Raw genomic sequence first — 18,880 nt, 5'->3', positions numbered from 1 at the left:
TTATGAGATGCTTTCAGGAGAAATCCATGGACATCTCCCTGACAATCCTGATAATATCAATAATGTTCGGCTTCCTGCTTGGCATCATTTCAGGTCTTACGCCGGGGATACACGTAAATAATTTCGCCTTAATACTCGTTGCGATATCGCCTTTTCTTTCAGGAATCGGTTTTGCCCCATTCTATATTGCGGTGATAATACTTTCAAATTCGATAGCCCACACATTTCTTGACATAATTCCCTCAATATTCCTGGGTGCGCCTGAAGCAGATACCGCGCTTGCTGTGCTCCCCGGTCATGCGCTCCTCATGGAGGGAAGGGGCGCTGAGGCAATACGCCTTTCCTCTATCGGAAGCGCCGGGGCGGTCATTGTATCCTTGATAATGGCGATCCCAATGGCTTTTTTCTTTTGGAAAATATATGGAATGATCAATGCATACATCGGGTGGATCCTCGTTTTGATTGTAGTATTGATGATAGCCACAGAAAATGGGGAATATGTGGAAGGACAGGGGTCACTTGTGCATCTTAAATTCAAGTTTTATGCAATTCTCCTTTTTTTCATTTCAGGGTTCCTTGGTATATTTGCATTTGACAATACAGTATTGATGCAGCCCCTTGTAAAATTCGGTGAGCCCTCAATTCTCCTGCCCCTGCTTTCGGGATTATTCGGCGCTTCCATGCTTGTTATCAGCCTTATGACAAAATCCGAATTGCCGCCTCAGCAGAAGAACTGCATGTTCGTGCTTCCCAAAAAGAGGATTATCAGGGGAATGGTGACAGGGACTGCGGCAGGATCTTTTGTGGCATGGCTTCCGGGTGTATCATCAGCTGTCGGTACGCTTCTTGCAAGGCTCATTGTCCGCGAGGAAAAGGATAGCATGTCATCAAAAGAATTCATGGTTTCAATAAGCAGCGCTAATACCGCGAATGCTATTTTCAGCCTGGTTGCTCTTTTCATTATTGGAAAAGCAAGAAGCGGTGCAATGGTCGCGATCGATCAGCTGGTGAAAGTCAGTGAATGGGATTATTCGGTCATTATTCTTTTACTGATCGTTATAATCTTTGTTTCTGCAATTTCATATTTTACTACGATTTATCTTGGCGACAGGATTTCGGGATTTCTATCAAGGATCAATTATTCGAAATTATGTGCAGCTGTGTTAGCGGGATTATCAATTATGGTCTTTATGTTCACAGGCTGGTTCGGGTTTATCATATTTATGATATCCACGCCTGTTGGAATGATAGCATCGTATGCGAAGATCAGGAAGATAAATGCCATGGGGGTCATAATGCTGCCGGTGATATTGTATTTTTTGTGAAAAATAGAGATATTCCATTTAGACGGCTAATGGAAGTTGCACCGGAGGTAGCGGGTGAATTGGCGCACCCGTCCTGGTTCATATACAATAATTAACGGTCAGTATCAGGATATGCATTTTTATGAGAACATTTGTCCCATAAATTAAGTTTTGTGTTATATATGTATAATTAATTTTGAAGCGAAAATTATATATCTGGCAAATGTCGTATAATATAATAACATAAATTGCCACGTGGTGGAACATCAGTTCATCAGGTTTATAACCCTCCACGTGGTTTAACAATCTGTTTTATCTCTTCAATGTGATCATCTAAAATTATTAACTCATCGCATGATGCGCGATATTCATATGACAATGGTTCTCTAAAAGATGCAATTATTACTTTCTTGCCTTCTTCCTGGCGGAGATGATTAATTATAGGAATGAAGTCTTGGTCTCCGCTTATTAATATCGCTTTTTCATATAAATGGGAAGTCTGAAGTAACTTAAGCGCTATCAAAATATCAATTCTCTTTGACTTATGTGGTGGTAAGGTTACGGGTGTATCACAATTTGAGCATGTATAATTGACTTCGATATGACAGTTAGGGCAGTATATTTTTCCTGGCCGTTCTACTAATTCATGCGTGTATACAAGAAAACCACGCTCTTTTAATCCATTATGAAAATGCTGTTGTCCTACATTATTCGGGTCTTGCGCAGAAAAATAATTCCTTTGGATTACATGTTCATTATTAGATACAAGGTCACATAGTCTCAATGGATCTATTTTAATCCCCACATTCTTTGCATAAATAAAAATATTTGACCAATCTATAAAAATAGATATTTTAGACATTTCAGATCACCATTAGCAAGATTATTTTGATAGTCCAGACAACTAAAAACATTTATATCTATCTCTTACCTATAGTTCTATAGGTGAAAAAATGGTAACCTCCATCCAGATGCATGAAGATATCATCAAGGAATTGAACGCTTTAAAGAAAGAATTGAACCTCAAATCCTATGAAGAGGTTATCAGGGCACTTCTGCGATCAGAGAAGAGGCTTAAGAAATCGTATTTTGGGACGTTCACTGAGCTACATGAATTCAAAAGGGACGAGGAAGAAGATGACCGTCTTGGTTGATTCCTGGGCATGGATCGAGTACTTTAAAGGAACTTGCGCCGGGGAGAGGGTCAAAGAATTATTGGAAAACTCACAGGATAAGGTAATTGTGAGTACGGTAAATATTGTAGAAGTATACAATTCGTTTCTGAGTGATTATTCTCGTCCGGATAACGATCGCTACGCAGAGGCTTCAAGGAATGCCATGGAACAAAGGTCATATGTTTATGAAGTTGATAAAAAGATCGCTGTTGATTCTGCAAAGATAAAGCATGAAAAGAAATGGGGTCTTGGCGATTCTATAATATATGCAACCGCAAAAAGAGAAGGCGCTTTGGTCCTGACCGGAGACCCGCATTTCAAGGGCTTAAATGATGTCATATATCTGGAAAGGTGAAAAGTCACAGTGAATCTTATGGAGCCTATATGTGACGCATGAAGAAAATTAATAAATGGGGTAACTAATATGTGGAATTCAAACGAGGAATTGGATATCGAAAAAGCAGGAGATGATGCAAATAAGCTTGTATTGCTTGGTTCTGCCCTGAAAGCAGGAATATTCCAGGCTCTTGACAGGCAAAAGTCTCTCGCAACACTTAAAGAAGAACTCAAAGCGGATGAAAGGGCACTTTTCATCGTGCTTGAGGCGCTGTGTTCCATGGGATATGTTGATAAATCGCATGACAGGTATATAATTGCAGATAAAGCCCGTCCTCTTTTCCTTTTGCGCGGCGAAGAATACGTCGGCGGTTATCTGCCTCATTTCATGAACATCTTAAAATCATGGCTTTTGCTGCCCGATATTATAAGGGGAGAAAGGCCGGAAAGAGAACCGGTTCCCCGCGATATACCAGTTTTTATGCATGCTATGGCATCAAGGCCGGATAGGATAGCAGAGGAGGCAGTAAGCCAGACCCTGATGAGAAAAAAAGACGCGAAGAATGTGCTTGACCTTGGCGGAGGCCCTGGAAAATATTCAAGAGCTTTTGTTGAAAGGGGGCTAAAAGCAGTTCTTTTTGACATGGAGGAAGTAATCGATTATGTCAGTACAGCATTTAACCTGAGCCAGATAGAGGATCTTACCCTTGTAAAAGGGGATTTCACAAAAGACATTGAAAATGTTCTTGAAAATGTTCTCAACGAAAAATTTGATATTGTGTTCATGGGAAATATCTGCCATATTTATTCTGAAAACAATAACAGGAAACTTATCAGGCAGGTTCATGATTTACTGAATAAGAACGGGATGATAGCAATAGAGGATTTCGTGCGGAGAAGAAGCCCACACGCTGAGATTTTTGCAGTAAATATGCTTGCGAACTCAGAAGAAGGAAATACCTGGTCTGAGGCGCAATATCGTGAATGGCTAAAGGATGGAGGATTCCAGGGGATTGAAGTTATTGACCTTGCAAAGAAGGGAAAGCAGCTTATTCTGGGATTCAAAGCTTGAAATAAGTGTGAAATGTCATAATTTTTTATATATGAATTTCATTAAAGAACATTACATGCAAAAAACGGCGAAAAAGGAAACACTCTTCTCAAGGGACTTTATCCTTACAAGCCTTTCAACATTTACCCTGTTCGCAAGTTTTTATTTCCTTCTTATCACCCTTCCGATTTACATTCAGAAAATTGGCGGTACTGAATCCGAAATCGGATTGATCATAGGCGTTTTTACCATATCGGCAGTGGCACTTCGACCGTTCATAGGGCAGGAGGTTGACAGACGTGGAAGAAAAATAATTCTCATAGTGGGCCTCCTTGTTTTCCTGATATCAATGCTGCTTTATGATTATACAAAAAGCGTTACCTCTTTACTTCTCCTCAGGGTTCTTCATGGGGTCGGCTGGGGTGCCGCAACAACCGCAGCAACCACTCTTATAGCTGATATCGCTCCTCCAAACAGAAGAGGCGAGGCCATGGGCGTATTTGGAATGGCCTCCAACGTTGCCATGGCGATAGGCCCTGCATTGAGTATGATACTGCTCCAGGCATATGATTTTTCCATTCTTTTTTCAATAGGCGCAGGCATTGCACTTCTATCTTTGCTTCTTGCACTTCCGATATCTGAAACCATGGTTGTACATCCGGAAACTCCTCTTTTCAGCACAGAAGCGTTATTTCCATCGGCGCTTATGTTCACAGTCTCATTAACGTATGGTTCAATTGTTTCGTTTCTGTCTCTTTTTGCCCAGAAACAGGGAATAGTAAACCCGGGTATTTTTTTTACAGTGTTTGCTGTGACCCTCATTCTTGTAAGGGCGCTTGCGGGTAAACTATCAGATATAAAAGGGAGAAAGTATGTAATAATACCAGGGATGGTTCTTATTTCCGCAAGTCTCTGGGTTTTATCGACAGCAAGCGGACTTGAAAAATTCCTTGCAGCGGCGCTTCTTTACGGTCTTGGTTTTGGGCTTGTGCATCCGTCGCTTATGGCATATCTTGTTGATACAGTGAGTGACAAGGGCCGCGGCGCTGCCATGGGTACATTTACAGCAGCTTTTGATCTTGGAATAGGAGCAGGTTCTATTATTCTGGGTTTAGTCCTGCAATACTATGGTTTCCGGGTCATGTACACACTGGGCGGCCTGATAGTGTTAACAGGTGCGATCGTTTTAATAGCCAGTAACGGAAAAGCTTCGAGGCGGATGTAATGGATCTATTCACTCATGCGCTATTTCCATATCTGTTCGGGAATTATTTCAAAAAAAGGAAAGAGGAGATCACAGCTTTTGTTATCGGTGGCATTGCCCCGGATTTTGATATTTTTCTTTTATTGATACAATATCTCTATCCTACTTTTTTCCTGATCACCCATAGGGGTATAACCCATTCGATTTTTTTCGGGTTTTTCACCGGGGTTATTGTATTATATCTTGCTTCCAGTAACTCTATTAAGAAGAGAGTTCAGAAGTATATCCATTTTGAACCAGTTTTCTCGCGCCGGAACATTGTGTATGCTTTTGCAGGTATTATCTTCCACCTGGCCCTTGATTATTCAACAACAGGTGGTGTACCGCTATTTTACCCGTTTGATGCAACAAGATATTCTGCCGAATTGTTCTTTTATACGGACATATATCTCACAATAGTCAGCTTGATAATGGTAATATATCTATTCAGGAAGCCTTTCCAGACCAGAGCGATCACAAAATTCCTGATAATTTTACTTCTTATTTCTGGCGGATTGGGCGCCCTGCGATTTACAGAAAAAAGCAGCGCAGAGCAATTTTTTCATGATGTTTCGATTAAATCTTTTCCAACTATGGATCCCTTCAACTGGTATGCACAGAAAGAAGAGAGTACAAAAATAGAAATATACGAATATAATGGTTTGAAGGGAACATCACAATACAATGATACTTTTCAGCGTTTGAATGTAATCTCAGGAGGAGACGGTCTTGATAATGCGCTTCGTCTTGCTGATGAACTTCCACAGTTAAAAATGTTCAGGTGGAGGGCGCATTCGGTCGCTGTTAATGCATCTTACAGTAATGAAACCTGGTCGTTAGAATATTATGACCCTATCCAGAAGGTACAAATGAGAGGTATATCGGGAACATTCAGAAGAGCCGGAGCCCGATTCGGTTCACTTATGATAAATGTAACCGGGAATAAAGCGGTTGCACAATAGACCTGCAAAATCATAATGTAATTTCTGTATACGATGAAATAAGAGGGACGGATGAAATAGGAACATAAAAAGTAGATCTTGATGATAAGTTAAAATACAGAATGCAAAATTGGTGATCCTGATGCTTATAGAATATATTAACAAAGCTTTTGGAAATACGCTTTTTGAGTGCCAGAAAGAACTTGAATCAGTCCTTGAAGGCTGGCTTATCGTCAAAATACGGCACAGCGATACTTTGCCTGTGATAGATCATCCGGATATCAATACAGGTATCCCGCAAGGCATTGAGGCTCATGCTTAAATGGAATCCATGTAAACGCAGGGTTTTTATTAAAAAAATGATGATCAAAGAATTGGAAAAACTCATCGGAAGAATAATTACGCTGGAAGAATGGGAAGAACTTTAATCCCTATACCTGGATTCCCATCCTCGTATACACAGCCCCGCTGGCAGACCCGGCGCGTGCGCGAAGCCCGGACAGGCGCACAGGACACGATCAAATGCGGCGCGCCAAACTTGAAGGTTGCCTTCGGGAGAGTTCAGATATTCTTATTTATAAGCGTTCCCTCTAAAATCAACCCTGTGGATAAGGATAACCTTTTGTTCCCAGATAACTTCGTAAACAATTCTGAACTTACCTTTACGGATACGATACTTATTCTTTTCACTCTTTAGTTTGGTGATATCAAGGGATTTTATGGGAACCGGGTCTTCCTTCAGGGCAAGCATTGCCTCTTTGAGGCGCGCCCTGTCATGTTTTTGCAATGAAGAAATAAATTTCAAAGATTTGTCTTTGATATTTATTTCAAATGTCATGCATCCAATACCTTTAGTAATTCGGCTTCCGAAGCTATTCTATCTTTGCTCCTTATCGCCTTAAGGTCTTCAGCTTCAGGTTCTTCTTCCGGGATCAGCCTATCAACAAGTTTAGAATATAAATTCGTAAGCATATCAAGGTCGGTGCGAATCTTTCTCAATTCAGCCACTGTTTCGGTTACCATGCAATATCATTAATATTTTAAACCTTATAAGGATTTTCCATAGCAAATATAAAAGGCAGCACTTCATCAGGTCGGCCGATTCATTTTCACTATTAATCTATATGCGCCAGATGTGCGCCGTACTAACCCGAGCCTTCCCCCGCTTTCAGACCCCGACGCGTGCGGGATGCGCGAAGCCCGGACAGGTGCGAAGGACATATCGCAAGCTGTCTGCGCTTTAATTTAAATATATGTTTAAACATATGTTTACTTATGACAGCCAAGACCATAACAATACGCGAAGATATTTACAAAATGCTTCTCTCGATAAAGGGTTCAAACGAGAGCTTCAGCAATTTTTTTGAACGGCTCGTGAAATCGCGAAGAAATATTGATAAACTTAAAGAATTGAGAGGCTCTGTTGAATTCAGGAATAAAGAAGCTCTTTTGAAAGAGTTATCTGATAAAAGAAAGGAGATCAGATATTGATCCTTGCTGATACTGATGTTATTATTGAACATTCCAAAATCCATATCAGAGAACGCCAATTCGTAAAGAATGATCTTTATAATCGTAGAGTTTATGTGCTTGCCTGACATAGAACCGCAGGTTTTGAGGTAACAGGAATCTGCGATCATGGACAAATTGGCGCTTATCACAAGAAATACAGAAGAGATTGTAACAAAAGAAGAGCTTGAAGCACTGGTCAATTCAGAAAAACAACCGACTGCATACGTAGGCTATGAACCCAGCGGGAAAATTCACATGGGCCATGTGCTAACAGTCAATAAGCTCCTTGACCTCCAGCAGGCAGGTTTCAAAATTACGGTGCTTCTTGCAGATGTACATGCTTACCTTAATGAGAAAGGGACTATGGATGAAGTCCAAAAGATCGCTGATTACAACAAAAGATGTTTTATTGCTCTTGGCCTTAATGAAAAGAACACGAACTTCGTGCTGGGCTCCTCATACCAGCTCAGTTCGGAATACATGCTTGATGTCCTTAAACTTGCCCGCACTACCACGCTTAACCGGGCGCGCCGAAGCATGGATGAAGTGAGCAGGAATTCCGAAGACCCCAAAGTATCCCAGATGATCTATCCAATTATGCAGGCTCTTGATATAGCTCATCTTGGCGTTGACGTTGCAGTGGGAGGCATCGATCAGCGTAAGATCCACATGCTGGCGCGTGAAGGTTTGCCGGAGCTCGGCTATAAGGCGCCTGTTTGCATCCACACGCCAATTCTTCCTGGTCTTGACGGCAAGAAGATGTCATCGAGCAAAGGTAATTATATTTCGGTTGATGATTCGGTTGAGGATATGAAGAAGAAAATGAAAGGCGCTTTCTGCGTGGAGGGTGAAGTGAAGGATAACCCCGTACTTGCCCTTTTTAAGTATCATATCACGCCGCGCTATCCCGATATCGTGATAAAGCGCCCCGAAAAATTCGGCGGCAACCTGCAATTTAGCAGTTACGAGGCGCTTGAGGCTGATTTTGCTGCAAAGGCGCTGCATCCCATGGATTTGAAGACGGCGGCGGCTGAGTATATGAACGAAATACTTGAGCCTGTAAGGAAGCTGATGGTGGCGAAGTAACTCCAGATGAAAGGCATCATTTGTTATTGTTCAGGCTCAGGAAATACGCAATTAGCATGCCGGTACATCGCTGGCAAGATGAAAAACATCGAGTTTGATCTTTTTGATATCATAACAGGAGGCATTCCTGACCTTGAAAAATACGATATCGCCGGGTTTGCCGCCTTCACGAATTACGGGAGAATTCCGGATATTATCCAGGCTTTCGTGGAAAAACTGCCGCAGCAGGATGACAAGCCTGCATTCGTGTTCAATACATATGGTTTCATGAGTGGAAAGACACTTTTAATCCTTGATAAACTTGTCACTGAAAAGGGTTTTTTTGTTATCGCCGGGCATTCCCTTCATACGCCTGAAAGCTATCCTCCCATGATAGTGAGGGGCATGGGTAACGAGAAGGCTCCGAATGAAAAAGAAATGCGCAGGTTTAACAAATTTATCTATGAATTAGACCGGCTTATATCTGCTGACAGGGAACTTAAGCGAAAAAATATATGGCCGGGTTTATTGAACCGCCTGGTGCCAGCGTTTTCTGTTACGAAAGCACGCAAGGATATGGGAGAAAAATTCGTCGATGAGGCGCTGTGTATCGAATGCGGGCTGTGCGAGAGATTATGTCCCTATGAAGCCATCAAATGTTCCCCTAAGCCGGTTTTCGATACAGCCAGATGCTATGCTTGCTGGAGATGCTACAATCATTGCCCTGAAAAGGCAATCTACACTACAAAATACAGGAAAGCAGGGCACTATCCAGAACCTATTAATCAGTTAAAGGAGAAATTGGAAGTCTGATGGAGTTATTATGATCACGCACGTTGTCCTTTTTAAATTGAAAGATAAAAGCCCCCAGAGCATCGAAAAAGCAAGGGACGTCCTGCTGGGTTTGAAAGGTAAAGGTAAAATCCCTGTATTGCGCTACCTGGAAGTCGGTACCGATGTTCTCCACTCCGAGAGATCGTATGACATCGCACTTATTACGAAGTTTGATTCAATGGATGACTTGCAGGCATACCAGGTTCATCCAGTCCATCTGGAAGTGGCAAAATATATAATGGCTGCAAAGGAATCTGCGATCGCTGTGGATTTCGAATCAAAATAGGCACCAATTTACTCAAAACCCTGGAAATAAAAGATAATCATCATATAGTTTATTGGTTATAATAACTTAAATAAAGCTGGAGATATGATGGATATCGAACGTATTAGAAGATACAAAGATAAAATGAACTTCATTTCTGAAAGAAGACAGGATATTGAAGAATGGGTTTCAGGCTTTGATCCTTCTGATTTTATTGAGGATAAAAAGACCTGACTGGCGGTTTATAAAGCATTCCAGGAACTGGTGGAAGCATCTTTTGATATTGCTGCAATGGCATGTAAAGACTTAAAATTGATTCCGAAGGATGACTACACAAATATCGACCTGCTATTTGAAAAAATTCGGATTTTTCAGAGGTAATCGGGATATGGTTGAGATCAAAACTATAAAGAAAGACTTTCTTTTCCTGTCTTTGCGGGATGATATTCTTGCTATCCTGCTTTACGGATCAGTGGCAAAAGGCGAGGAGACGCAGAGAAGCGATATTGATATCTGTATAATTTCACCTTCATGCAAAGACAAGTTGGGTTTACTGAATGAAATATACAGGAAACTGGATGTATTTTCAAAAAAATATGACGTCAGGTTTTTTGAAGAATTACCTCTTTATATTCAGATCAATATCATAGAAAATAACCAGATAATTTATGCAAAAGATGTTTATGAATTGTACGAATATTTCTATTATTTCAGGAAACTCTGGGAAGACCAGGCGATGAGGCAAAAAGTAACCCCTGCGGAAATGGCTGAAATTCTGGGATGAGAGTATTGAAGATTTGATTTCCCAAAAGCAGCGATCTTATTCCTGTATATCATCAACTAAATAATCGCTCTGGATTTTCACAACCTCAGTACTGTCCTTTGCTTTTGAATACCTCTCAAGAGGTTCAAGGTTCAATTCAATAAATACGGGACCCCATTTGAATTTATTGAGTATGAGCGCTGCCTGCTCCTTTTCTCCGAGTATATAAAGCGCCGCAGCAAAAGCCTCCACCGTGCTTAATTTAAAAGGCTTCCCGAAATTCACCGCATTTGCCGCAAGCAGGAACGGAAGTGCGCGGTGTTTCATCATAAGTCTTTGAAGGACCGGGAACACGCGTTCCACTTCTGCCCATGAGCAGTCAAGAACCACTATGCCATTTTTTGTATTATCAGCGGGAGAAAGCGCCTGCTCTGCGAAGGGATCAAGAAATATCGCCTGCCTGGGGAGTGTTCCTGGATTTTTATGGAGCTTTGCAAGATCGAACCTTGCAAGCTTTTTCCCGGTGCATTTTTTGGGGTCGCACTGGTCGGCATGATAAAAATGAAGACGAAGCATAATAGTTAGTTGATGTGACAGCTTGTTATTATCATTTATGCATTCAGTCAAAAAAAGTTTCTGTCAAGGAAAAACTATATATTCAGAAAAAATAAATGCTTAACCGGTGAGAAAAATGGGCGTTAATGAAGACACCATGGACGAAATATTCAATGAGAGAGCATACTATCTATCCGATATGGATAAGCTGTTGCTTAAAAGATTAGATGAACAGGTTTCAAGAAATAGAATGAGTACCCCTCAGGATTTCTTTATATCCATGGAAGATCGCTTAGAAGCAGCTGTAAGTGAATATTAAGTATTTAAAATAATGCAACCACAATAGCCTGTTTAAATGACGGATATAGAGGAAGGGCTTTATGCCCAACCTCTAAAGTTATATTGTATTGTTATATTCGTACTTCTTTTAAAAGTCCGTCATTATCCTGTACTGGTCTATCTCAGGCTGCTTCATTTCTTCGATGAACTGCTCTGTCATAGATCTCACATCTTTTGCTTTTGTGATAGCTCGTCCAACAACGATTATATCTGCGCCTGATTTTAAGGCTTCCTTAACAGTATCCACACGGATGCCGCCAGCAACTGCCACAAGCAGCCTCTCGGATAATTTCTTCATTGCTGAAATGTCGCCCCATGCATGTTCTGCCTTTCCTTCAGTGTCAATTGCCCTGTGCAGTTCCACAACATGTGGTTTGACAGAGAGGCCTTTTATTACTGACAACGGCTTATCAACGTTGAGCATATCGATGACTGCATAAATACCGGTCTTTCTCGCTTCTATTATCGCTTTTTCGATAGTGGAGATCGGCGCAAGTCCTGAGATTACAATTGCATCAGCAGTTGCATCTGCGACCATGCGCGCCTCAAGATTGCCTGTATCAAGTGTCTTTAGATCAGCTACAATAAAAGAATTCGGACGTGCCTCTCTAATAGATTGTACTACATTGACACCATATCTCTTGATAAGAGGCGTTCCCGCTTCTATGATAAGATGGTCGCTCTGTGGCACCTGTTTCAGGATATTCTTGACAGCTTCGATATCCGGCATATCAAATGCAACCTGCAGATAAGGCGGGTTCCATAACCTGACGACCTTGAATCCCATGATCGGGTGCATGGTCCTGTCTTTCTCGTACATGAGGGTCTTCACATCCGGGAATCCCTGCATTGCGCGTTCTATTGCAAGCTTTGTGGCGCCGTAATTGTAACGGTATATTTTATTGTAATCCTTTGCTTCAGGATGGATAAAAACGCTTACAACAATACTGAGATCTTCAACCTGGTCTTCTGGTATTACGCCTTCCTCAACGGAATCTGCCACGGCTCTTGCCACGGCGGTTTGTGCAGGTCCGAATATCTGGGCTGCCTGGGCCATGTTCTTGACAGTGACCTTTGGCACAATAAGTGTTGCAGGTTTTGCAAGAAGGTTTGGCCTTACTACTGAAAGAAGGGGAGTATGTCCCATAGAAAGCTGTGTAAAACCATTCGCAAACGCCTGTCCGACAGGGCCTGATTTCTCTCCGATCATCAAATCAATGTGAGCAAGTTCCGGTGCTTCTCCAATTAAAGCTTCACCTATTAAAAACATTATCGTACCTCTGGCCTTAGATTGATTGTTTGGTATTTATGTATTTCTGGAGAAAAAATCATAAAAAATGAAAAACATTAATATCTTTGCATGCTTAGTTGTATCAGGTGATAAAATGAAAGTTTATATTTGTGAAAAAAGCTGCTGCCCGGCTGTTGAAACAGTCGGTGATGAAGTATTGATCGGAGAAGATACGAATATAGTCAGATTGAAAAAGAATGAATGGAACAAACTGGTCGAGAAAATCCAATCAGGTGAACTTCGTTCGCTTTAAAACCCTTTTTTTCCGACAAGGGGTACAAATACTACGTCCCCTTTCACTTCTTTTTTCAAACCATCGGTCTTCGTAACAAGATATAATTCCTGATAATTTTTTCCTACAGGTATGATCAATTTTCCCCCGATTTTAAGCTGGTCAGTCAGGGTATCAAGTATTTCAGGAGATGCGGCAGCGACACTTATCCTGTCATATGGTGCATATTCGGGAAGACCAAGCGATCCATCCCCAACGATCACAGTCACATTTTCAATACCTGCTTTTTTTAAGTTCTGGCGGGCAAGTAATGCCAGGGGTTCGATCCTTTCAACAGTATAAACATGCCCGCTGCCTGCGAGTACTGCCATGACAGCAGCATGATATCCGGACCCTGCTCCGATCTCAAGAACCTTCATTCCATCCCTTATATCGAGAAGATCGCACATTATCGCAACCATGTGAGGGGCCGATATCGTTTGATTGAAACCTATCATTAATGGGTAATCGCCATATGCATTCTCCTGTTCTCTTTCAGGAACAAAAAGATGCCTGTGGACGCTTTTCATCGCACCAAGCACACGTTCACGTATCCCGTGCTGCCTCAATTCCTCGATCAGCTGGTTACTTTTGACCTCAAACTCCATAATGACTCCCTCTTTTTGATCACAACACGCTCTCCTTTCGCCCTTGAAAATCGTTTAGGTTCCTTGATACCGGAATCAGCATATATCCGCTTTATATATTTTGCTTTGATAGAGACACCTTTTCTGCTCTTAAATCCGCCATCCCTTATTTTTATCCGTACTATCTTTAATTTCCGGTTGTTTACTTCCACTTTATCCCCGATAACAAATTCCCTGTCACCCGGTACTCGCATAGATACGGACTCTGTGGTTTCCCTGTGGCTTATTGCAAATTTCACAATGGCTTCATCTATTGCCCTTGCCCATATCGTTTTAATAACGTCTGCATTCGCCTCATCCAGTCTTTTATCTTTACCTTCTATAGAAGTTATTTTTACAAGATACGCTTCACCCGTTGTTTCATCATCTATAAGGATCTCATCGTCTTTTCGTATAATACCGGAAAGCACTGCTCTTGTATGAACTGATTCTTTTCCCTTGCTTACAATCACCCTTACCAGTAAATTTTGTGGTTTTTTCTCCTTATGGACCGACTTACATTCCTGGCACTGCAATAATTCTTCTTTCCTCCCTTTAAGGATAATATGGTTAACTTCTGTATCTGGTGAGCATGAAGGGCATGTTGTTTCGATATATTCCATATGATCATATAAGAGGCTTGATTGATATAAATATTCTTTTAGGACATAAAAAACTTTATTATTGACCATAACAAATAAATAGTAAGCGATACGCTTATATACTACATATTTGAATATATAACTCTTTCGCTGAGGTAAAAATTGAAAAGATTAGGAACTGTTCTTCATTCTATCGATAATATACTGATAGTACGCGCCGATAAAACACTTGAATCAAATGCCCTATACCCGAATTCAATGGTTATTACAAAAACTATGAAAAGGATAGGCAGGGTAAAAGAACTATTTGGTCCGGAGAAGAATCCCTACATATCTATCAAGTTATTCAATGAAATCAAAGACTCGGAAATAACGAAATTAAAAAAGGAAAGAGTCTATTTGGCATAAAGGAAAGGTGTGAAATGGTAGAAATTGAAAAAGTAAAGGAAATTGAGAAGACCGAACGAGAGAAAATAAAAGAAGGCATCAGGCAGAAGAAAGAAAAAGAAAAGGTCGGTCAGTTCGAGAAAGCAACGGTGGAGTGCCCCGAATGTAAGAGCCACGCCCTTGTTCATGACTATGAAAGGGCTGAACTTATCTGCAATGAATGCGGCCTTGTAGTTGATGCAGACTTTATTGACCAGGGTCCGGAATGGAGAGCTTTTGACCATGACCAGAGAATGAAACGGTCTCGTGTCGGTGCGCCAATGACCTACACTATTCATGATAAAGGATTATCCACTATGATAGACTGGAGAAACAGGGACTCATATGGGAAATCCATATCCAGTAAAAGCAGGGCGCAGTTATACCGCCTCAGGAAATGGCAGCGCCGCATACGTGTAAGCAATGCGACCGAGAGGAACCTTGCATTTGCATTATCAGAACTTGACAGAATGGCATCAGCGCTCGGTTTATCCCAGAACGTGAGAGAGACAGCAGCCGTCGTGTATCGAAAAGCCGTTGATAAGAACCTTATCAGGGGAAGAAGCATTGAGGGCGTTGCAGCAGCAGCTTTGTATTCAGCATGCAGGCAGTGCAATGTTCCCAGGACCCTTGATGAGATCGGAGAAGTTTCAAGAGTAAGCAGGAAAGAGATCGGAAGAACATACAGGTTCATCTCAAGAGAACTTGGCCTGAAGCTTGTCCCGACATCGCCAATTGATTATGTGCCGCGTTTCTGCTCAGGACTCACTCTTCGCGGAGAAGTCCAGTCAAAGGCCGTAGAGATCCTGAGGCAGGCATCCGAAAAAGAACTTACAAGCGGAAGAGGCCCTACAGGTGTTGCTGCCGCAGCAATTTATATTTCCTCGATCCTGTGCGGTGACAGGAGAACACAGCGCGAAGTTGCCGAAGTCGCAGGCATAACTGAAGTGACAATAAGGAACCGCTACAAGGAATTGGCTGAGGAACTGGATATTGAAATTATCCTCTGAGGATGAAAAACCGATAGCATAAAAATCAAGAACGAACCGCAGATAAACACAGATGAACGCAGATAAGGTTAACAAATATGCGTTCATTTGCTTTTACTATAATTATTTTTCATCGTTTTAATATGAAATTTGAGGAATGGGAACCGATATATAAACTGATCCTTGAAGATATGCATTTTGACAGGATATATGATGAAAATTCTGCTCGCCTGCTTTCAAAAATGCTTGAAACAAAGGCAAGGAAAAAACCCCCTGATGTTATTGAGATCGAATTACTGCAAAAGGCTATCAATGTAAAGGATATTCTTGTATGCGGCAAAGCGCCCTGTCTTAAGGATGATATAAAAAAAATTGATTTTAAAAAATATGTGGTAATGGCTGCTGACGGTGCAACCAGTGTTCTGATGAACAACGGAATTACCCCGGATATAATCGTTACAGACCTTGATGGCAATATGGACGATGAAGCAAAAGCCAACGAACTTGGCGCCATAATGGTTGTGCATGCCCATGGTGATAACATTGATACGCTGGGTGAAGAGTTACCGCGCCTGAAAAGAGTGATAGGAACTACGCAATCAAAGCCCCTTAACAATGTCTATAATTTTGGTGGTTTCACTGATGGTGACAGGTGCGTTTTTATTGCAAAGGAAATGGGAGCAAAGTCAATCACATTGATCGGATTTGATTTTAAAGATACGAACGTAACTCCTCTTAAGAAGAAAAAACTCGTATGGGCAGAGAGATTAATAGATATGATCAATCTTTGAGAAATCATTTATTATTGATTTCACCTGTTTTAATCCATTAATTATTTCTTCTTTAAGGTAGCTATCTATAATTGTATGATTGTATGGCTTTCCATAATAATTTCACCAAATATTATAATGGTAGTCACATAATAAGAGTTTAGTTTAACAGGTTTAATAAAATAACAACTAATACGGGGTAATATGGAAAAATCAATTAGGTTGAAAGTAGTTGAGGCAGACCAGCGGGATGTAGGAAAAGGGATCGTCCGGATTGATGAAAAGTATCGGAACTTAATAGGTATCAATATTTTTGATGTAGTTGAGATAAAAGGAGAGCAGCATTCTACATCTGCTGTGGTTGGAAGGGCATATCCGCAGGATGAAGGGCTTGATGTCATAAGAATGGACGGCCTTATACGTACAAATGCCAGGACAGGCCTCGGGGAATATGTGGAAGTTTCAGTAGCAGAATGGAAAGAAGCAAAAAAAGTCACACTTGCCCCGGTGACAAAGAATATTCATATTTATGCGCCAGCTGAAAGTCTTCGTGCAATTTTTCATAACAGGACGGTCTCAAAGGGAGACATCATATCGACAACAAGCGTCAGGCGGCCGAGGGAATCAATGGGCACGGATGTAATGTTCGAACAGGTATTCCCGGAATTCTTTGGCGGCTCATTTGGACTTGGCGAGATAAAACTGCATGTTTTTTCAACATCTCCTGCCGGGATAGTCAAGATAACCGATGTCACTGAAGTGGAGCTTTTGCCTGAAGCTGTTGAGCTTCCTGCAGAACTGCCTGAGGTAATGTATGAAGACCTTGGCGGTATAAAACCTGCCCTGAGTAAGATCAGGGAGATCATTGAACTGCCTCTTAAGCACCCTGAGCTTTTTAACAGGCTGGGTATTGATGCCCCAAAAGGAGTGCTTCTTCACGGGCCGCCTGGAACAGGAAAAACCATGCTTGCAAAAGCCGTGGCAAACGAAAGTGAGGCGTATTTTATCACGATCAATGGTCCTGAGATAATGTCAAAATATTACGGGGAAAGCGAACACAAGCTTCGTGAAGCTTTTGATCTGGCCGAAAAAAATGCCCCTGCCATAATCTTCATTGACGAGATCGACAGCATTGCACCAAAACGAGCCGAAGTAACAGGCGAGGTGGAGCGCCGGGTCGTGGCTCAGCTTCTTTCTCTTATGGACGGCCTGAAATCAAGGAAGAATGTGATCGTCATCGGGGCGACAAACCGTCCTGAAGCTCTTGACATGGCGCTTCGCCGTCCGGGCAGGTTTGACCGTGAGATAGAGCTTCGGGCACCTGACAGGGAAGGGCGGCACGAGATATTCCAGATACACACACGCGGTATGCCTCTTGCTGAAGATGTCAGTCTTGATAAACTTGCGGATCGCACTTATGGCTTTGTGGGCGCAGATATCGCAGCATTATGCCGCGAGGCTGCAATGACCTCTCTTCGAAGAGTTCTTCCTGAAATTGACCTTGAACTGAAGGTCATATCCAAAGAGACGCTTGATAAACTCATTATTAATGCTTCGGATTTTGAAGACGTAATGAAGGAAATACAGCCATCAGCCCTTCGTGAAATATTGTTTGAAGTGCCAAATGTTTCCTGGAATGACATAGGCGGACTTGAGAGTGTTAAAGATCTGCTTTCTGAGGCTGTGGAATGGCCGCTGCGGTATGCCGAATCATTCAAGCGGATAGGGGTTGAAGCACCAAAAGGCGTTCTCCTGTATGGGCCCCCTGGCACTGGAAAGACGCTTCTGGCTAAAGCTATTGCCTATGAAAGCGAGGCAAACTTTATGACCGTAAAGGGGAGCGATATTTTATCAAAATGGTATGGCGAATCTGAAAAGCATATAGCTGAGATCTTTAAGAAAGCGCGCCAGGTCGCACCTGCTATAATATTCCTTGACGAGCTTGATGCTATTGCGCCTGTAAGAGGAACTGCCGAGGGCGAGCCACTTGCAACAGAGCGAATTGTGAATCAATTGCTCTCAGAACTTGATGGTCTTGAGGAACTCAGGGGAGTTGTGATAATCGGTGCGACAAACCGGCCTGATATAATCGACCCTGCGCTCTTGCGGCCCGGAAGGTTTGATGAGATGATACTTGTTCCTGTTCCTGATCCCAGGACAAGATTAGAGATTTTTAAAGTCCATACGAAGAAAATGGCGCTCTCTGATGATGTGAATCTGGGGGAATTTGTGAGGATAACCCAGGATTATACAGGTGCGGATATTGCCGCTGTGTGCAAGAAAGCGGGACGCATTGCGATGCGAGAGAATATAAACGCAGAAAAAGTGAGCCACAAGCATTTCCTTTCTGCAATTGAAGAGACCGGACCGTCTGTCACGCCTGATATAATGAGCTATTATGAAAAGATCAAGGATGATCTGCGAAAGAAACGCTCAAAACAGATAGAAACCAGGCCGGGGATATATGTATAAACCTGAGATATATAGATTATAATAATATAAATTATAATAAATATTAAATA

27 protein-coding genes are annotated in these 18,880 nt (G+C 41.8%); 20 read left to right on the top strand and 7 right to left on the bottom strand.

What is annotated here, in order from left to right:
• Positions 1-26 precede the first annotated feature (26 nt).
• Positions 27-1,325, top strand: coding sequence for a tripartite tricarboxylate transporter permease (locus tag CL181_RS18145; RefSeq protein WP_097300730.1), 1,299 nt, complete (start codon positions 27-29; stop codon positions 1,323-1,325).
• A 259-nt stretch (positions 1,326-1,584) separates the two neighbouring features.
• On the opposite strand, the gene CL181_RS18140 is transcribed toward CL181_RS18145, so the two are convergent.
• Positions 1,585-2,166, bottom strand: a complete 582-nt coding sequence (locus tag CL181_RS18140; protein WP_097300729.1) for an NYN domain-containing protein — start codon at positions 2,164-2,166, stop codon at positions 1,585-1,587.
• A gap of 91 nt (positions 2,167-2,257) precedes the next feature.
• Between CL181_RS18140 and CL181_RS19895 the strand changes: the two genes are divergently transcribed.
• From CL181_RS19895 to CL181_RS18115, 6 genes are all read left to right on the top strand, one after another.
• Entirely contained in the window at positions 2,258-2,458 is a 201-nt protein-coding gene (locus tag CL181_RS19895) for a ribbon-helix-helix protein, CopG family (protein ID WP_141398965.1), read from the top strand.
• Positions 2,442-2,834 (top strand): type II toxin-antitoxin system VapC family toxin, encoded by a 393-nt coding sequence (locus CL181_RS18135; protein ID WP_176505318.1) that lies wholly within the window; start codon positions 2,442-2,444, stop codon positions 2,832-2,834. Before CL181_RS19895 ends, CL181_RS18135 begins: the two co-directional genes overlap by 17 nt.
• Positions 2,835-2,903: 69 nt before the next feature.
• Positions 2,904-3,887 (top strand): methyltransferase, encoded by a 984-nt coding sequence (locus CL181_RS18130; protein WP_097300727.1) that lies wholly within the window; start codon positions 2,904-2,906, stop codon positions 3,885-3,887.
• 55 nt (positions 3,888-3,942) lie between these two features.
• Positions 3,943-5,091: an MFS transporter gene (locus CL181_RS18125; RefSeq protein WP_176505317.1), complete on the top strand. Its 1,149-nt coding sequence runs from the start codon at positions 3,943-3,945 to the stop codon at positions 5,089-5,091.
• Positions 5,091-6,071: a metal-dependent hydrolase gene (locus CL181_RS18120; protein ID WP_097300725.1), complete on the top strand. Its 981-nt coding sequence runs from the start codon at positions 5,091-5,093 to the stop codon at positions 6,069-6,071. Before CL181_RS18125 ends, CL181_RS18120 begins: the two co-directional genes overlap by 1 nt.
• A gap of 121 nt (positions 6,072-6,192) precedes the next feature.
• A complete protein-coding gene (locus CL181_RS18115; RefSeq protein WP_097300724.1) occupies positions 6,193-6,372 on the top strand; it encodes a hypothetical protein in 180 nt (59 codons plus the stop codon).
• A 249-nt stretch (positions 6,373-6,621) separates the two neighbouring features.
• Here the strand turns inward: CL181_RS18115 and CL181_RS18110 are convergent, their stop codons facing one another.
• On the bottom strand, positions 6,622-6,888 hold the full coding sequence (locus CL181_RS18110) for a type II toxin-antitoxin system RelE/ParE family toxin (protein WP_097300723.1): 267 nt from the start codon (positions 6,886-6,888) through the stop codon (positions 6,622-6,624).
• Positions 6,885-7,073 (bottom strand): hypothetical protein, encoded by a 189-nt coding sequence (locus tag CL181_RS18105; protein WP_097300722.1) that lies wholly within the window; start codon positions 7,071-7,073, stop codon positions 6,885-6,887. Before CL181_RS18105 ends, CL181_RS18110 begins: the two co-directional genes overlap by 4 nt.
• 252 nt (positions 7,074-7,325) lie before the next feature.
• Between CL181_RS18105 and CL181_RS18100 the strand changes: the two genes are divergently transcribed.
• The 7 genes from CL181_RS18100 to CL181_RS18080 all read left to right on the top strand — a co-directional run bounded on the left by CL181_RS18100 (position 7,326) and on the right by CL181_RS18080 (position 10,510).
• Complete coding sequence (locus CL181_RS18100) at positions 7,326-7,541, top strand: antitoxin VapB family protein (RefSeq protein WP_097300721.1); 216 nt, start codon at positions 7,326-7,328, stop codon at positions 7,539-7,541.
• A gap of 147 nt (positions 7,542-7,688) precedes the next feature.
• Positions 7,689-8,648, top strand: a complete 960-nt coding sequence (locus CL181_RS18095) for a tyrosine--tRNA ligase (RefSeq protein WP_097300720.1) — start codon at positions 7,689-7,691, stop codon at positions 8,646-8,648.
• 6 nt (positions 8,649-8,654) lie between these two features.
• A complete protein-coding gene (locus CL181_RS18090) occupies positions 8,655-9,440 on the top strand; it encodes an EFR1 family ferrodoxin (RefSeq protein WP_097300719.1) in 786 nt (261 codons plus the stop codon).
• 10 nt (positions 9,441-9,450) lie between these two features.
• Entirely contained in the window at positions 9,451-9,747 is a 297-nt protein-coding gene (locus CL181_RS18085) for a Dabb family protein (RefSeq protein WP_097300718.1), read from the top strand.
• 84 nt (positions 9,748-9,831) lie between these two features.
• Positions 9,832-9,960, top strand: a complete 129-nt coding sequence (locus CL181_RS21310) for a hypothetical protein (protein WP_255251630.1) — start codon at positions 9,832-9,834, stop codon at positions 9,958-9,960.
• Positions 9,961-10,107, top strand: a complete 147-nt coding sequence (locus CL181_RS21605) for a HepT-like ribonuclease domain-containing protein (RefSeq protein WP_369332922.1) — start codon at positions 9,961-9,963, stop codon at positions 10,105-10,107.
• A gap of 7 nt (positions 10,108-10,114) precedes the next feature.
• A complete protein-coding gene (locus tag CL181_RS18080; protein WP_097300717.1) occupies positions 10,115-10,510 on the top strand; it encodes a nucleotidyltransferase domain-containing protein in 396 nt (131 codons plus the stop codon).
• A gap of 36 nt (positions 10,511-10,546) precedes the next feature.
• Here the strand turns inward: CL181_RS18080 and CL181_RS18075 are convergent, their stop codons facing one another.
• Positions 10,547-11,065, bottom strand: a complete 519-nt coding sequence (locus tag CL181_RS18075; RefSeq protein WP_097300716.1) for a DUF367 family protein — start codon at positions 11,063-11,065, stop codon at positions 10,547-10,549.
• 115 nt (positions 11,066-11,180) lie between these two features.
• Here CL181_RS18075 and CL181_RS18070 point away from each other — a divergent pair, with 115 nt between their 5' ends.
• Positions 11,181-11,363, top strand: a complete 183-nt coding sequence (locus CL181_RS18070; protein ID WP_097300715.1) for a hypothetical protein — start codon at positions 11,181-11,183, stop codon at positions 11,361-11,363.
• A 108-nt stretch (positions 11,364-11,471) separates the two neighbouring features.
• Here CL181_RS18070 and CL181_RS18065 read toward each other — a convergent pair whose 3' ends face one another.
• Positions 11,472-12,653: a bifunctional 5,6,7,8-tetrahydromethanopterin hydro-lyase/3-hexulose-6-phosphate synthase gene (locus tag CL181_RS18065; RefSeq protein WP_097300714.1), complete on the bottom strand. Its 1,182-nt coding sequence runs from the start codon at positions 12,651-12,653 to the stop codon at positions 11,472-11,474.
• A gap of 115 nt (positions 12,654-12,768) precedes the next feature.
• Between CL181_RS18065 and CL181_RS20680 the strand changes: the two genes are divergently transcribed.
• The gene (locus tag CL181_RS20680; RefSeq protein WP_176505316.1) at positions 12,769-12,927 is read left to right on the top strand and encodes a hypothetical protein; all 159 of its coding nucleotides are present in this window, start codon (positions 12,769-12,771) and stop codon (positions 12,925-12,927) included.
• Here the strand turns inward: CL181_RS20680 and CL181_RS18055 are convergent.
• Positions 12,924-13,553 (bottom strand): protein-L-isoaspartate(D-aspartate) O-methyltransferase, encoded by a 630-nt coding sequence (locus CL181_RS18055; RefSeq protein WP_097300712.1) that lies wholly within the window; start codon positions 13,551-13,553, stop codon positions 12,924-12,926. The two genes, CL181_RS20680 and CL181_RS18055, sit on opposite strands and share 4 nt — an antisense overlap.
• Positions 13,523-14,194 (bottom strand): HVO_0476 family zinc finger protein, encoded by a 672-nt coding sequence (locus CL181_RS18050; protein WP_097300711.1) that lies wholly within the window; start codon positions 14,192-14,194, stop codon positions 13,523-13,525. The genes CL181_RS18055 and CL181_RS18050 overlap by 31 nt, the downstream gene beginning before the upstream one ends.
• 141 nt (positions 14,195-14,335) lie before the next feature.
• Here CL181_RS18050 and CL181_RS18045 point away from each other — a divergent pair, with 141 nt between their 5' ends.
• From CL181_RS18045 to CL181_RS18030, 4 genes are all read left to right on the top strand, one after another.
• The gene (locus CL181_RS18045; protein WP_097300710.1) at positions 14,336-14,581 is read left to right on the top strand and encodes an H/ACA ribonucleoprotein complex subunit GAR1; all 246 of its coding nucleotides are present in this window, start codon (positions 14,336-14,338) and stop codon (positions 14,579-14,581) included.
• 14 nt (positions 14,582-14,595) lie between these two features.
• A complete protein-coding gene (locus CL181_RS18040; RefSeq protein WP_097300709.1) occupies positions 14,596-15,609 on the top strand; it encodes a transcription initiation factor IIB in 1,014 nt (337 codons plus the stop codon).
• Positions 15,610-15,731: 122 nt separating this feature from the next.
• The gene (locus CL181_RS18035) at positions 15,732-16,379 is read left to right on the top strand and encodes a 6-hydroxymethylpterin diphosphokinase MptE-like protein (protein WP_097300768.1); all 648 of its coding nucleotides are present in this window, start codon (positions 15,732-15,734) and stop codon (positions 16,377-16,379) included.
• A gap of 183 nt (positions 16,380-16,562) precedes the next feature.
• On the top strand, positions 16,563-18,830 hold the full coding sequence (locus CL181_RS18030) for a CDC48 family AAA ATPase (protein WP_097300708.1): 2,268 nt from the start codon (positions 16,563-16,565) through the stop codon (positions 18,828-18,830).
• Positions 18,831-18,880 lie beyond the last annotated feature (50 nt).

This window comes from Candidatus Methanoperedens sp. BLZ2 (assembly GCF_002487355.1).
In the GTDB taxonomy this organism is placed as follows: domain Archaea; phylum Halobacteriota; class Methanosarcinia; order Methanosarcinales; family Methanoperedenaceae; genus Methanoperedens.
The sequence above is the reverse complement of the archived record's forward strand: the minus strand, read 5'-3'. Positions and strand labels throughout refer to the sequence as shown.

What these genes read in the sequence shown, in the direction of transcription:
- CL181_RS20680 (WP_176505316.1), top strand. Translation starts at nt 12,769, where the DNA reads ATGAAAGTTTATATTTGTGAAAAAAGCTGCTGCCCGGCTGTTGAAACA.
- CL181_RS18090 (WP_097300719.1), top strand. Translation starts at nt 8,655, where the DNA reads ATGAAAGGCATCATTTGTTATTGTTCAGGCTCAGGAAATACGCAATTA.
- CL181_RS18080 (WP_097300717.1), top strand. Translation starts at nt 10,115, where the DNA reads ATGGTTGAGATCAAAACTATAAAGAAAGACTTTCTTTTCCTGTCTTTG.
- CL181_RS18110 (WP_097300723.1), bottom strand. Translation starts at nt 6,888, where the DNA reads ATGACATTTGAAATAAATATCAAAGACAAATCTTTGAAATTTATTTCT.
- CL181_RS18050 (WP_097300711.1), bottom strand. Translation starts at nt 14,194, where the DNA reads ATGGAATATATCGAAACAACATGCCCTTCATGCTCACCAGATACAGAA.
- CL181_RS19895 (WP_141398965.1), top strand. Translation starts at nt 2,258, where the DNA reads ATGGTAACCTCCATCCAGATGCATGAAGATATCATCAAGGAATTGAAC.
- CL181_RS18125 (WP_176505317.1), top strand. Translation starts at nt 3,943, where the DNA reads ATGCAAAAAACGGCGAAAAAGGAAACACTCTTCTCAAGGGACTTTATC.
- CL181_RS18120 (WP_097300725.1), top strand. Translation starts at nt 5,091, where the DNA reads ATGGATCTATTCACTCATGCGCTATTTCCATATCTGTTCGGGAATTAT.
- CL181_RS18145 (WP_097300730.1), top strand. Translation starts at nt 27, where the DNA reads ATGGACATCTCCCTGACAATCCTGATAATATCAATAATGTTCGGCTTC.
- CL181_RS18135 (WP_176505318.1), top strand. Translation starts at nt 2,442, where the DNA reads ATGACCGTCTTGGTTGATTCCTGGGCATGGATCGAGTACTTTAAAGGA.
- CL181_RS18140 (WP_097300729.1), bottom strand. Translation starts at nt 2,166, where the DNA reads ATGTCTAAAATATCTATTTTTATAGATTGGTCAAATATTTTTATTTAT.
- CL181_RS18070 (WP_097300715.1), top strand. Translation starts at nt 11,181, where the DNA reads ATGGGCGTTAATGAAGACACCATGGACGAAATATTCAATGAGAGAGCA.
- CL181_RS18030 (WP_097300708.1), top strand. Translation starts at nt 16,563, where the DNA reads ATGGAAAAATCAATTAGGTTGAAAGTAGTTGAGGCAGACCAGCGGGAT.
- CL181_RS18115 (WP_097300724.1), top strand. Translation starts at nt 6,193, where the DNA reads ATGCTTATAGAATATATTAACAAAGCTTTTGGAAATACGCTTTTTGAG.
- CL181_RS18040 (WP_097300709.1), top strand. Translation starts at nt 14,596, where the DNA reads ATGGTAGAAATTGAAAAAGTAAAGGAAATTGAGAAGACCGAACGAGAG.
- CL181_RS18100 (WP_097300721.1), top strand. Translation starts at nt 7,326, where the DNA reads ATGACAGCCAAGACCATAACAATACGCGAAGATATTTACAAAATGCTT.
- CL181_RS18075 (WP_097300716.1), bottom strand. Translation starts at nt 11,065, where the DNA reads ATGCTTCGTCTTCATTTTTATCATGCCGACCAGTGCGACCCCAAAAAA.
- CL181_RS18065 (WP_097300714.1), bottom strand. Translation starts at nt 12,653, where the DNA reads ATGTTTTTAATAGGTGAAGCTTTAATTGGAGAAGCACCGGAACTTGCT.
- CL181_RS18085 (WP_097300718.1), top strand. Translation starts at nt 9,451, where the DNA reads ATGATCACGCACGTTGTCCTTTTTAAATTGAAAGATAAAAGCCCCCAG.
- CL181_RS18055 (WP_097300712.1), bottom strand. Translation starts at nt 13,553, where the DNA reads ATGGAGTTTGAGGTCAAAAGTAACCAGCTGATCGAGGAATTGAGGCAG.
- CL181_RS21310 (WP_255251630.1), top strand. Translation starts at nt 9,832, where the DNA reads ATGATGGATATCGAACGTATTAGAAGATACAAAGATAAAATGAACTTC.
- CL181_RS18105 (WP_097300722.1), bottom strand. Translation starts at nt 7,073, where the DNA reads ATGGTAACCGAAACAGTGGCTGAATTGAGAAAGATTCGCACCGACCTT.
- CL181_RS18095 (WP_097300720.1), top strand. Translation starts at nt 7,689, where the DNA reads ATGGACAAATTGGCGCTTATCACAAGAAATACAGAAGAGATTGTAACA.
- CL181_RS18035 (WP_097300768.1), top strand. Translation starts at nt 15,732, where the DNA reads ATGAAATTTGAGGAATGGGAACCGATATATAAACTGATCCTTGAAGAT.
- CL181_RS18130 (WP_097300727.1), top strand. Translation starts at nt 2,904, where the DNA reads ATGTGGAATTCAAACGAGGAATTGGATATCGAAAAAGCAGGAGATGAT.